Annotated in this window: 15 protein-coding genes; 3 read left to right on the top strand and 12 right to left on the bottom strand. The window is 41.0% G+C overall.

Annotated elements, in window-relative coordinates:
• Window positions 1–228: 228 nt before the first annotated feature.
• From MTR82_RS07600 to MTR82_RS07585, 4 genes are all read right to left on the bottom strand, one after another.
• A complete protein-coding gene (locus tag MTR82_RS07600; RefSeq protein ID WP_246808588.1) occupies window positions 229–573 on the bottom strand; it encodes a hypothetical protein in 345 nt (114 codons plus the stop codon).
• An 18-nt stretch (window positions 574–591) separates the two neighbouring features.
• Complete coding sequence (locus MTR82_RS07595; protein WP_246808587.1) at window positions 592–1146, bottom strand: MerR family transcriptional regulator; 555 nt, start codon at window positions 1144–1146, stop codon at window positions 592–594.
• 227 nt (window positions 1147–1373) lie between these two features.
• A complete protein-coding gene (locus MTR82_RS07590; RefSeq protein ID WP_246808586.1) occupies window positions 1374–1799 on the bottom strand; it encodes a hypothetical protein in 426 nt (141 codons plus the stop codon).
• Between the two features lie 147 nt (window positions 1800–1946).
• Complete coding sequence (locus MTR82_RS07585; protein ID WP_246808585.1) at window positions 1947–2099, bottom strand: hypothetical protein; 153 nt, start codon at window positions 2097–2099, stop codon at window positions 1947–1949.
• 104 nt (window positions 2100–2203) lie between these two features.
• Here MTR82_RS07585 and MTR82_RS07580 point away from each other — a divergent pair, with 104 nt between their 5' ends.
• Window positions 2204–2539 carry a MafI2 family immunity protein gene (locus MTR82_RS07580; RefSeq protein WP_246808584.1) on the top strand — a complete coding sequence of 112 codons (336 nt, stop codon included), beginning with the start codon at window positions 2204–2206 and terminating at the stop codon, window positions 2537–2539.
• A gap of 621 nt (window positions 2540–3160) precedes the next feature.
• A complete protein-coding gene (locus MTR82_RS07575; RefSeq protein ID WP_246808583.1) occupies window positions 3161–4051 on the top strand; it encodes a tyrosine-type recombinase/integrase in 891 nt (296 codons plus the stop codon).
• Window positions 4052–4376: 325 nt separating this feature from the next.
• On the opposite strand, the gene MTR82_RS07570 is transcribed toward MTR82_RS07575, so the two are convergent.
• Window positions 4377–4700, bottom strand: a complete 324-nt coding sequence (locus MTR82_RS07570) for a DUF3139 domain-containing protein (RefSeq protein WP_246808582.1) — start codon at window positions 4698–4700, stop codon at window positions 4377–4379.
• A 466-nt stretch (window positions 4701–5166) separates the two neighbouring features.
• Here MTR82_RS07570 and MTR82_RS07565 point away from each other — a divergent pair, with 466 nt between their 5' ends.
• Entirely contained in the window at window positions 5167–5724 is a 558-nt protein-coding gene (locus MTR82_RS07565; protein ID WP_246808581.1) for a hypothetical protein, read from the top strand.
• A 75-nt stretch (window positions 5725–5799) separates the two neighbouring features.
• On the opposite strand, the gene MTR82_RS07560 is transcribed toward MTR82_RS07565, so the two are convergent.
• The 7 genes from MTR82_RS07560 to MTR82_RS07530 form a co-directional block, all read right to left on the bottom strand.
• Entirely contained in the window at window positions 5800–6000 is a 201-nt protein-coding gene (locus tag MTR82_RS07560) for a hypothetical protein (RefSeq protein WP_246808580.1), read from the bottom strand.
• Window positions 6001–6485: 485 nt separating this feature from the next.
• Entirely contained in the window at window positions 6486–7088 is a 603-nt protein-coding gene (locus tag MTR82_RS07555; protein WP_246808579.1) for a PBECR4 domain-containing protein, read from the bottom strand.
• 709 nt (window positions 7089–7797) lie between these two features.
• On the bottom strand, window positions 7798–8967 hold the full coding sequence (locus MTR82_RS07550; protein ID WP_246808578.1) for a replication initiation protein: 1170 nt from the start codon (window positions 8965–8967) through the stop codon (window positions 7798–7800).
• Window positions 8968–9568: 601 nt separating this feature from the next.
• Window positions 9569–10132, bottom strand: coding sequence for a tyrosine-type recombinase/integrase (locus MTR82_RS07545; protein ID WP_246808577.1), 564 nt, complete (start codon window positions 10130–10132; stop codon window positions 9569–9571).
• A gap of 339 nt (window positions 10133–10471) precedes the next feature.
• Complete coding sequence (locus tag MTR82_RS07540; RefSeq protein WP_246808576.1) at window positions 10472–10657, bottom strand: hypothetical protein; 186 nt, start codon at window positions 10655–10657, stop codon at window positions 10472–10474.
• 231 nt (window positions 10658–10888) lie between these two features.
• Window positions 10889–11563, bottom strand: coding sequence for a hypothetical protein (locus tag MTR82_RS07535; protein ID WP_246808575.1), 675 nt, complete (start codon window positions 11561–11563; stop codon window positions 10889–10891).
• 169 nt (window positions 11564–11732) lie between these two features.
• A partial coding sequence (locus MTR82_RS07530) for a DUF1871 family protein (protein WP_246808574.1) occupies window positions 11733–11968 on the bottom strand: 236 nt, incomplete at its 5' end.

Below are 11968 nucleotides of genomic sequence, written 5' to 3'. Positions count from 1 at the left end.
TCTCTTATTTCAGGTTCATATTCGTCATTTGGGCATCCCATTTCTAATAAACCGATTGGATCCCACTCATCGATAGTTTTTTTAATAAATAGATACTCAACCATAACCATGTCCCCTTAAATTTGTAGATAAGTTAAGTAGGCTTCAATTTCTATTAATGCCTCTTTTTCTTTATTTGAATGTAACTTAACTGCACATAAGTTACATTCAAATGCAGGAATTTCCTGATTATTTTTCGTCTAACTCAGCTGCCCATTTTTCAAACCATTCATGTGGTAATTCAAATTTGGAGAGGCCCATCTTCATCCGCCTGTTCTTTTTACTAGAATTAAATTCGGACCAATGCATATCCCACTGAGCTTCGATATCCCGTGCAATATGAAAAACTAATTGATCCTGGTCGTCTAAATCTTCTTCATCCCAAGCCATCGTTAAATTATCGCACCACATGCAAAAATCAACTTGAGGAAATGGATTTTCTTTCTTGCAAATTGCATCTAAAAGAGTCTTGAAATTTTCATAGGAATAGGGAAGAATGATGCTGGTTTCATTCCAATTCGATTTCAGTTCCACATTTAACACTCCTGTCCTTTATTTGTTCCAGATCCTTGCCCATAAGCTTCGGGTGTCTTTTTTGGGTGTTACCGTTTCAGGTTCGCTTTCTGGCTGCCGTGAGGGCGATTCTGGCGCATTTAACTCTGGTTTCTCCGGTACGGGTGCAAGTAATTGCTTCTGCTGATCTTCCAACACATCAATTTTCCGCTGCATCTTCTCCAGCGCTTCCACAAACATCATATCTCGCTCTTTTTGGCGCTCTTCTTGTTGCTGCAGCTGGATTCTCAGCTGTTTGACTTCATTCAGTGTAGCAGCTGCTATGTCGTCGCTATCGCGCTCGCGTGGCGCTACGGAGACGTTCTTTTTTAAAGCCTTAGATGCCTCTATAACAGCCTCTTCAAGCGATTTTTTACCGCTATGTACTGTCACTATGATGCCTTCAATCGCTATGTACTCGCTATCTGTATAAAGTCGGGCGTTTTTATGGGTTCGTTGGAACTGGATGCCTTCCTGTTCCAGCAACGCCGAATACTTCCGTAACGTGGAGGGTTGGATTTTTAATTTCGCGCTTACTTCACTGGGAGTCAACACCGAACATTCGCCTCCTTTTCTTTTTCTTCATGTTATAAGAGTCCGATCAATCCTGCATCTTCTTTTTCCGGAAAAGGTTGCTGGAAAAACAAAAGAGAAGATGCTGCAGGTCAGCACCTTCTCTAGTTTTCGGTTATTGAACTGCCGATAATTCGGGATATGTAAACTGAGTATACATATTCTTCCCAACTCAGCTGGTACAAAATCTGCTAATTTAATAAAATGAGTTAATTTGCCAATGAAATTTCTTCTGACTGATCGTCCCATTTGATTTCTAGTATTAAGTTCTCATCAATTTTAATCGGAACACAATCCATACAGGATCTTTGTGCAAAGTTTATTTGCTCGTTAGATACTGATAAATCTTTCTCTTCAAAATAATGCTTCCCGGTTTCTGTAGTGAAATTGTAATTGACCTGTTCCGGTACGCTTCCTTCTCCGATAAATAGAGCAGTCCCACTTTCTTTAACTTGATTTTTACCTGCCTCTCCATCTGTGATTACCACTTCATAGGACACATCCCAATCTTTATTACTTCCTGTAAAGCGATAACTATCCTCGAAGGTATACATTCCGCTGGAAAAATTTTCGTCTTCCACTCCGCACCCACTCATTATCATTACAAAAAACAAGAAAAAACTCATTCTTTTCAAGGTACCCATCTCCCTTTATTCTTCCTATTTGAGCTCTTAATCGGCTCAAAAGAATCATTTTCACTCTTTTGCTGCAGCCCCATCTTTCTTTTATTCCAGCCGCATAAAAGGCATTTTTAAAAGAAATGAAGACCAAATCCTTCTGGATTATTTCTTGTAAGTTTTACTTGTCAGCTGCCCCGCAATCAATGCCAATAACAGATTCGTGATAATAAGGGCACTCCATGGCATACTGGAAACAATCAGAATCCACGTCAAAAGACCTGCAACTCCGGCAAATAAAAAAGCATTATAATTCATTCCATTCATCTCCTTGGTTTCTTTTCTCGTTTTAACCATTCTTTCGGCATCTACTGATTATTCAGCCAGTACTTAAAATTAACTTGAATGGGAGCGAAGCTATTATGATTCCACGCAGTCAGATTTTCACGAATGTGTTGCATGCCTTACTGGGTAATGTGCCTCTAACCTTGCGCGCACTCGTCATCACCGCTGATGATGAAACCAAATTCACTAATTGGACCGCTTATTTCGATCCAGAAGCTGATGAAGAGGACATAGAGGCCGTGAATGTAGCAAATACGGAATTCATTTCTTCTTTTCTGGAATCTGAAATAAACGGGACCAATATCGACAATGTGATGATTCCAACGTCTGAACCATTGCCCTGGTTTGGAGACGGCAAAATAGAAGGTTTTTTGGTTTATTTACGGTATGAAAAAGAAAAAACCCCGGACTAAGAAAAAAGAACGCGAACAAAAAGAATTGGATGTTTGGGGCAGTGGCGAGGAGAAGTTGGGATGCTTTTTGTTCCTCTTCACTGACTGTAGATTAACATTAATTCCCACTTAAAGGAATATGATGAGGAATGAACGGATTTTCCGGGTTCAAAGGGAGAAATAGAAGATTTAGACCCCCTCACTACTTCCGGAAAGTGGGGTATAAAACAACCGGGAAACTCCGGCAGGCGTTTTATACCGGTATAAAACGAAGGAGATTTAGACCCTTTCGCTAGCCCGAAAGAGCTTCTAGCTGGCTGTTTCGAGTCAAATCGATGAACAATGAGAAAACCACAAGAAATTACCGGAAGTTTTGTTAGTCATGTGTAAGGGCACCGCACATAGGACGTAACGAAACAGCCCGAACGCGACGCATGAAAAGAACCGGAAAAGTAGAACGAACAGGCGGTCTTCTTTTCTGAAAACGAAGAAAGTCTGCTGCTCTCGGCTCAATCAACCGAAAACAAAAGACGTTTTGTCGGACGTCATTTTCTGTTCAATATAAGTTGCGATAATGCACGCTTATCGTAACTTATCGTATACTGGAAAGAAATGCTGCAGCAAAGTAAAGGAGACGATTTTTTGGAGTCAACGGGGAAGGTTTTATTCAAACAGGCATTTGAAAACCGAAAACGGCAACGGGATCGGGAAAAGCAATTTGAGGAGATCAAAAATCAGCTGCCGGAAAAATACGCCAGTGAGATCCGGGCGTTTCAGCAGCACTGCCAATCCACCGAACAAGACGAAAATGTGGAAAGCTACATTGATTTTCTGCATGGGTCGATTTTGGTCGAACGCGTCAAAAAAAGCACCTGGGAAAAACGGGTCGTGGCCATCCGGAAATACTTGAGCGTGACGCATCAAATCGTCTTTGGCGACGAAAGCCGGGAACAATTGAGCTTCATGCGCAAAATGTATCAGACCGAAGACAATGCGGAGCTGATCAAAGTGGAAGGGAAAGCGAACGTGGACAAAGACCACCTCGTGGAAGCCCTCCACCAGTTGCCAGCCCGCCCGAAAGCCATCTGTCTGGTAAATTTGTATACCGGAAACCGGCCGAATGAAATGGTGCGCCTGAAGGTCAAAGATTTCCAGCTGGAGGGCTTTACGCTCAGCGTCTACTTGAAGAAACAGAAAGCCTGGCACAACAAACGGCTGAATTTGGAGACGGTTAAAGCCGTCCGGGAATACATGGCCCTCTACAAACTGAAGCCGGACGATTACTTTGTCGGACGGGTCTATAAAAACGGGCGCTATCAAAGTGAACAGGTCAGCGAAACGGCTTACCGCAGCATGCTTAAAAAGTGGACCAGCCTCTCGCCTTATAATTACCGCAAAACCTTGGTGGCCCACATGCACGCCAAAGGGGCTGACCTCTCCACCATCGCCAAACAGACCGGTCACCGGTCCACACAAGTGCTGGAGAAGCACTACCTGACCGTCTCCGATGCCCGGGTCGATCAATACCTGTAAGAGCCTCTCCGGACGTTATACGGCCCCTAGGCCCCGTTTCGTGGCGAAAAGAACCCAAAAGAAAAGCAAGAAATGGCCGAGTTCGGGCATTTCTTGCTTTTCCTCTTCTTACACGCTGCCTTTTAAGGCGCATGTCGCGCGGTTTTTCACAAAAAAAGAAAACCGCCTGTGCCTGCCAGCATCGAGGACGGTTTACTTCTGACCTGATAGGCGATCGCCTTTGAAACGATGCTTTTTTGTTGCAGCCCGATAGGTGTTAGCGCACCTGCCGACCTTCTCTGTCTCTATTGTAACGCTTCCGTTCAAGCGAGGCAATTCGGTACGGTTACGGATTGTGCCGGCCATTGCCAAAATAAGCCGGCTCGATTTCCCCGTCCGGGCCATATGAATAGCCGTAATCATTTTCGGGTTCATCCGCAAAATACACACGGGCGTTGTACCGCTGCATGCCTGTGGCTTTCCACGGATCAAAGGTCACTTCCATCGTCAAGATGTCTTCTTCCGCATAGCCGCGCTCCTCATACAAATACACTTCCATGTCTTTTTCCATTTGCGTTTCCGTAGAAGCCCTCGGCGTTAAATACAAATAGTTGCCCACAACCACCAGAATCAATAAGGCGATCCCAATGGCCCACCGTTTCTTGTTCATTTTTGTATGCCCCCTCCACTTCCGGTGATCCGTTTGAAAAAATGGACGCCAGGCAGGCCATAAAGTTCCAAAATAAGGGTTTTATTGAAATCAAAAGGGGTTTTGAAGGATAACCTCGTATCCGACAACCACCCATCTACTTTGTGGAATTGTGGAATTGTAGTAATGTGTTATTGTGTTATTGTGTTATTGTGTTATTGTGTTATTGTGTTACAGCACTTCGGATTCAGCTGACACTTCAGGCTTTTTGCCCTTAATAAGTGCGGCCTCTTTTTTAAAAAAGGGGCCGCATTTTTGATTTGTTGCGCATGAATCTTCTTATGTTCAGTCCCGTTTTTTCTCTTTTTAGGAGCCCTTCAACCCCCAGCTTCCCCAACAGGTGGGCCTGATTTTTTCCATTCCATTGAAACCAAGGGCTGCAGCGTCCGTACAATAGGATATTCAAGTAGAAATGAGGAATGTGAGCATGAGCATCCAAGGCATCATCCCTTTATTGATTGCCCTCGTAGGCACCGGTTTTGCCGGCTTTTCCCTAGTGTCCAAAACAGCTTTTGAAAGTATTTTCATGACCACCGAGCAAAAAATGAAACGGCAATTGTTTACTTTACTCGGAGCTGTCCTGTATTTCACGTTTCTGTTTCCTTTTTTGTATGTCGCATGGGGCACCGGCGTGAAGCATCTCGAATTTGCGGCCATCAATTGGGAACGAGCTACGGCCATCACCCTCTATTCCCTGGTCATTAGCGCCTTGATCATGGGCATCGTTGTAAAAAGGGTCGGGAACTTCGTCATCAAAGAGAAAATTATGTACAAAGTCGATTTCCCGGATTTGGGAGAGATGTACCTGATCAAAATGTTGGACCGGGAGACCTGTATTTTTTCTACAGATAAGCATTTGAACTTAGAGGATCCGAGCGAAGCGCCTTTTCTGGTCAAAATGGAGGACTTGATGAAGTTGCCAATCCTCAAGGAAAGCGTTCCAGTACCCAATCGCAACTTTTACCAAAAACTTTTTGACTTGTAACCAGAGCTGTCATATAGACAGGAAGCAAATAGGATTGCTTTTTCAGCCCCGAACTTACTTTGGGGCTTTTTTAGATTAAGCAAATGGAAGAAATGCAAAGCTCCAAGTCAAAGAAGCGACGATATAAACAAATGAAATGGTGGCCCAGATCGTGTTCTTTTGCGTACTTATTTTGGGGTCTTGACTCGATTTTTTTATAAGGGAAATCACATTCAAACAAAACACAACAGCCAGAATGGGATTTAGAAAAAGACCCATAACCACTAAATACTCCATTAAACTCCTCCTTCTTTTGATATCATAAATAATACCAATTATTGGAGGATGAACCTATAACAATTTGAAACAGTGAGAAAACGATTTTTCTTTTGTATGGCCGCTGTTCGTCCAATGCGCCGCATTATTTACAGCTGGCAGCTGCCCATAATACGCCTAATTTTTTCAGGGTGTATAGATGGGCACTCCTGGATATAAGATTTAACTCACTGCCCATTTTGTAAATCAAGACAGTATTCGCACTTCTTTTATCTCTTTTATTTGCGAGGATTCTTTTAAAATTGCCGTTTTTCTTTTGACTATATGTTTTTTCTTTGATAAGCTTAAATCAGAAAATGATGTACTGGGCATCTAAAAAACTTGATACATTTTCCAGACTGCGAGAGCTGGACGTTGGCGAGCAACATAAAAACTCGAAACATTTTCCGGACTGCGAGAGCCGGACGTTGGCAAGCAACATAAAAACCCAGAAAAAGAAAGGGCACCTAATAGGTGCCCTTTCTTTTTGTTTTATTTTGTTTGATTTTTTTATATTCTTCAGACTCAAAGTGAATAAAATCTTCCTTCCCTCTTTCCGCCGTGTAAATGCAATGGACTGGATAGCTCTTTTTGAGTTGATTGTTTTTATCAGTTTGTAAATTAAGCAAAGAATAGGGAACAAAAATTTCAGATTGCGGGTTTTCTTCAATTAGTGCTAAAGCAAAAATCTGCCTTCCAGTTCTCAAACCTGTATCAAATGAGAAACTAGCAAAAGTAACTTGTCCATCAATTACACGAATTTTAGGAGTCAGTATATCTTTCAAATTCGCAATTACTTGTAGTTTCAGTTCAGTTGTCCCATCTGCCTTTTCAATTAGAAATGAAGGTGATATTTTATCATCCTTTACTAATTCATAAAAGTGCTTCCGACTAACTTCAACTTTTGTTTTTGGATTTAAATAAGTAACCCCGCATAAGTGCATAAAATCATTTCTTTTAGCCTTAAAGATTACCTTTTTATAAGTATTATCTTTTTCATAAATGTAATGAATTTCTTTATTTACAAAAAGTTCATATGCTCTAAATCCATCTCTAATACATTCTACCATTTTACTTTTTTCCAGTTTACTCTCCTTCTTTCCCCCATACCAAAAGATGCAGCTAAAGCTACTTCTATTCTGTCTATTCTATGTTGAATAAATCATACCATCAGTTCTTAGTTTTGACTAAAGCCCTTCCTAAAAATTAACGGACCAAACAAAAATGGAGAAAAAGAGCATAAGAGAAAACTGCTATCACTTTCGGTGCTAGCCCAGGCGGAGCCTGGGGTTTTCCTGATATCAACAAAACAAGTGAAATGCCTCCATGTGGAGGCCCCTAAAAACTGCAAGATGCCTCCATATGGAGGCATCTTTTTTTCGGCTGCAGGATTAAAAACTACAAAAAATTTTTAGAAAAAAAACGGTTTTCTTTTCCGGATCGGCTCGTCGGAAATCGAAATTTAACGAACTAGTTCACGAGAATTTTGCACTAAAAGAGTGGCACAGATCTGTGCCACTGACTCAAAAAAGGTGTCACAAACTTGTGCCAAAGCCCTTTTTTTGCTGTCACAAAACTGTGCCAAAACGCTTTTTTCGTGCTACCACCTCAACCCCAGGCCCTGCCTGGTCCCACACCTAAAGTGGGGGCACGTTTTCCTTATGCTCTTTCTCTGTTTTTCAGGGCATGTGCAGATTTTTGTGAATCGAAGATGCAATAAAAAAATCCCGGAACGCTCTTCTCGTTTTGAGAAAAAAGTGTCTGGGATTTTGTTGTTTTTTAAGATTCAGAGACATCCTTTTTAGCATTCTCTTCTTTTTTATTCGCCCATTTTTTCAGCATTTCTTCTTTCATTTTTTCAAGTTCCGGATCGGGTTCAGCCGGTTCGTACGGTTCATCTTTTGTTGCAAACCATTCCGGAAGTTTTTCTTCTCGGCCTGCCCATCGTTCTTTCACAGGTTGCAGATCGGCGAACGTAATTTTCCCGCCAGCTTCGGAAATTTCCCACGCAGAAGTGATTTTGGATTTGATAAAGCCGAGAGGATTCTTCACGGTTTTTTCTTCATTGACGTACCGAATCAACAGTTCCAATTCTTTTTCTGTTTCGTCTTTCCAGATCAATGAAGCCCCTTGATGCAGCTGCGCAAAGAATGTGGCATCGAACTGATAACCATCGGCCAATTTGTTTAAGCGTGCGCGCAATTCATCTGTTTCGTTAAATTCTTTAGCCGGTACTGTCTCTTTTTCAAGACGTGGCACTTGGATTTCTTTTTCAGGAGTATGACGAATAATAAACTCGATTTTTTCTACACTTCGGCCTTTTTTTATTTCTTTAATACTAATAAATAGGTCGGTCTTTTCATTCACTTCTTCAATAGCTGGGTTCAAAACCCTGGCTTTTAAATTTGCATATCTTGGATATTTTTCACTTTCTACTCCAACTTTTTCTTTGAAATTTTCAATAGAGCAAGTCCAACTACCAAGATGCTGCCACTTTTTCATAAGTTCGTATAATCGAATTGAATATGAACTTTTTAGCGATAATATATTGCTAAGACGATATGAAGTAAAAGCATTTTTGAGTTGTAAAAGATAAGGTTTCAATTTGGGAGAAAAAGATAGAGCTATAATTCCTTCGCCTTTTTGGTACTCGGCGCTAGATACCCAATTAGCGAATAACCATCCTCCGTCCGCACGAGGAATTTCAATGCTTTTAGACATTAAATCTTTAGTAATCTCTTTGAGTTCTGTATATTTTGCACTCCCTTCTAGCCCCAGCATTTCACTAAATTCTTTTATAGAAATACGATAATCTTTAAAATCTTCGTCTGTTGGTTGGATCATGCTCACCATCGTTAAGACTATTTTTTGTTCTCTAACAGATAAAGGGTTAGTATGCCGAGCTTCAATTAAATCATTTCCTTGAGCTACTAAATAGTTCTCCTGCATATAAAATCTCCTTTTATAACTTTTTTAATAATTATGTTATCCTAAACCAAACTTTATATATCATTTCACTAAGCGTCAATTGAAATATAACTAATTTTTATAAAATGTTATATTTAAGACCGAAAGTGTTACCTTTGGGACCGAAAGTGTTACCTTTAAGAGACCGAAAGTGTTACCTTTGGGACCGAAAGTGTTACCTTTAGGACCGAAAGTGTTACCTTTGGGCCTCCAGAACCCTTAGTATGACTAGTTTTGTAGAGTCTCTAAATCACTTAAAACAAAGAACTTAATCAAAATATATTAAAACACCAACAATACGCGCACGCGCGCAAAAGAAATGGTGGTGGGGTGAAAATGGAATCAAAACTGTTACCTTTCAAAATCAAACCCCCAAAAACCCCAAAAAACAAATAATCTTTGCTCCTTATTTCATTCCTCGCGTTTAAAACGTACAGAACCCCTTTAAAAACGCTTTTTAGAAAAAAGACGAACTTAGGGAAGGTTATTTCTAAAAACAGCTTAGAGGCCCCTTAGAAGGCGTTTTTAGACGATGCAAAAAAGAGGAAAACCTCTGGATCTTTCCAAAGGTTTTCCTCTTTTTTTACAACCGAAAGGTTTTGAGATTGCTTTCGATCTGCTCGTCCGTGATGCCAATGTAGCGCAGCGTGATCTGCGGATGGGCATGGTTGAGGATGTTCTGCAGCTCGGCAATGTCCCGGAACTGCTTGTAATGCCAGTAGCCGAAGGTCTTCCGGAGCGTGTGCGTGCCGATGCCGTCCGGCATATCGACCATCTGAGCCGCCTTCTGAAGCTGTCTGTACGCCTGAACGCGTGTAATCGGTCCCTTTCCCTTCCGGCTGGGAAAAAGCCATTCAGCGCCTTCTAACGTGCGAATATAGGCATCCAGTTCCTCGTAAATATTGCCGAGGTGGATCGTCCGGCGTTTGCCGGTCTTGCCTTCCCGCAAGGAGACGACGTGCTTGCCCTGGATCTCGCTCGTTTTGATCTTTAACAGATCCCCGACCCGTAATCCGGAATTGATGCCGAGAAGAAACAGGATGTAATCCCGTTCCCCGCACCACTTTTTCAGGCTCCATTTCATGTCCTCGATCCGGTCCAGCGACCGGATCGGCTGCACGTCTTTGATTTCGTTCCGTTTCGTCATGAAAGTTCAGTCTCCTTTGTTTGCTGTTGGGAGGGCTTCCGCCCATTTCCGGAATTAGTACGACTAGGTTAGAGAGAGAGGGCAAGCTACGGGTTTGTCATGACAAACCCCCAAAACACCGTTTTGGTCTTGGCAGGATTCTCCTGCAACCTGGGCCCCCCCTTTTTCGGTCCTTTTCGCTGAAAATCAGCCGGGGGTGGGTGTCGCTGCGCTTGATTTTTGACTTGGCTGCTATCTTTGTTATTTCTAGAAAAAACAGATGTAACGGACTACTTAAGGGAATCCATGAAAAAGAAAAAGAGCATCGCCAAGGAAAGACGAGCCCATTTTTAAAAATAATTATTGCGGTCGTTGGTTTTCTTTTAGTCTTCTGTTTTCTTCTTCCAGGGCTTGAATTCGTTTCTCATACTCCGTATTTTTCCCGGAACTGCTGGCACGTTTTGCCACAAAGAAAAGAATCACAATAATAACGATTGCTAAGAATGCCATGAGAAGTAAAAATGATAGTGCCATTAAATCTCCCATTAAATCCCTCCTTTTCTAGATACTAACTCATTTTCGAGGGAATAAACTAAAAAATCAGGATTTATTTCTTTTGCGAAAATCCATTGTTTTCTTTCTTTCAAAGTCAATAGAATCAATGATTTGAATGTATCTTTTTTTCTGGTAAATTAAGTTTCTCTGTTTTTTTGTGAGAAGTCAATAGAACCGGGAATGTGAATGTAACTTAATTAGGATTATGTTACATTCAAAAACCTAAACTTCGATGGTGGACTGCCAACTGCTGTATGGGGATTTGACAACAATCAACGATTCGCTTTGCCATTTCAGTTCCCCTAAAAATCTAGAGTATGCATTTGCTTCTCCTACTTCTTCCACCAGCAGTTTATTTACAATTCTCATCCCTCGTGCATCATAGACTTCACAGTATAATTGAAACCCTTCAACGCGATGAATGCCTTTTAACAACGCTACCTTTTTCCGGCTGGGACTTTTTTTGGGAGTTTTCCCTGCTAAAAACACGGCTTCATAGTTTTGAGCAGAAATCTGTTCAAGTGAACGGTCGACTAGCTCCAGAATAATATCCATTGGTAAAGGAGAACATTCCAGTAAAACGGGCACCGCATATAAATGAATGAGTTGCTTGAATTCCTCAAACTTCGCTTCAGTAGATTCTAAGGAAAAAAATGATTGGAAGCTATAAGGTATATTCACTTGAATCTGACCGATTTCCGGTTGTTTTTTTAAAGTATAGGGGCTTCGATCATTACCTAAACATAAAATATTAATCAACTCATATCCTTCTATAGTCAGGCCTAGCTCTGTCGCCTTCCTAGAAAAAATATATTCAAAAATATTTATTTCGTGCTTTTGCAGTTTATCTTTCTTGGTAAGATTTTTTCTCCAGTCATTAAAGTGAACAAATATCATAATTTTCTCCTTCATGGTGAGTGGATAGACGTCCTCCCCGTTAGTCTATTCTAGAAATTTCACTGTTAGTTTCCTAGTTCTGAATGTAACTTAATTCACATTAAGTTACATTCGTTTTGCGGCTATTATATAAAATTGATTTTAAAGGATCTCAATCACTGAGATCCTTTCAGTTTTCTTCTTGATATTCGGTCCATATTTTTAAAGCCACAGGATAACATTTTTCCATTGGTAAATACTCATCAAACCATTTTATTAAAACTTGTCGGATGCCTAATGCGAGTTCATCAATAGATTTCGCATGATAGGCAAGTCTTTCAATTTCTCTTATTTCAGGTTCATATTCGTCATTTGGGCATCCCATTTCTAATAAACCGATTGGATCCCACTCATCGATAGTTTTTT

This window comes from Planococcus ruber, from assembly GCF_022819085.1.
Taxonomy (GTDB): domain Bacteria; phylum Bacillota; class Bacilli; order Bacillales_A; family Planococcaceae; genus Planococcus; species Planococcus ruber.
This window is presented reverse-complemented; position numbering and strand designations above follow the sequence as displayed.

What these genes read in the sequence shown, in the direction of transcription:
- MTR82_RS07540 (WP_246808576.1), bottom strand. Translation starts at nt 10,657, where the DNA reads ATGGGAGATTTAATGGCACTATCATTTTTACTTCTCATGGCATTCTTA.
- MTR82_RS07580 (WP_246808584.1), top strand. Translation starts at nt 2,204, where the DNA reads ATGATTCCACGCAGTCAGATTTTCACGAATGTGTTGCATGCCTTACTG.
- MTR82_RS07550 (WP_246808578.1), bottom strand. Translation starts at nt 8,967, where the DNA reads ATGCAGGAGAACTATTTAGTAGCTCAAGGAAATGATTTAATTGAAGCT.
- MTR82_RS07535 (WP_246808575.1), bottom strand. Translation starts at nt 11,563, where the DNA reads ATGATATTTGTTCACTTTAATGACTGGAGAAAAAATCTTACCAAGAAA.
- MTR82_RS07560 (WP_246808580.1), bottom strand. Translation starts at nt 6,000, where the DNA reads ATGGAGTATTTAGTGGTTATGGGTCTTTTTCTAAATCCCATTCTGGCT.
- MTR82_RS07545 (WP_246808577.1), bottom strand. Translation starts at nt 10,132, where the DNA reads ATGACGAAACGGAACGAAATCAAAGACGTGCAGCCGATCCGGTCGCTG.
- MTR82_RS07555 (WP_246808579.1), bottom strand. Translation starts at nt 7,088, where the DNA reads ATGGTAGAATGTATTAGAGATGGATTTAGAGCATATGAACTTTTTGTA.
- MTR82_RS07565 (WP_246808581.1), top strand. Translation starts at nt 5,167, where the DNA reads ATGAGCATCCAAGGCATCATCCCTTTATTGATTGCCCTCGTAGGCACC.
- MTR82_RS07585 (WP_246808585.1), bottom strand. Translation starts at nt 2,099, where the DNA reads ATGAATTATAATGCTTTTTTATTTGCCGGAGTTGCAGGTCTTTTGACG.
- MTR82_RS07570 (WP_246808582.1), bottom strand. Translation starts at nt 4,700, where the DNA reads ATGAACAAGAAACGGTGGGCCATTGGGATCGCCTTATTGATTCTGGTG.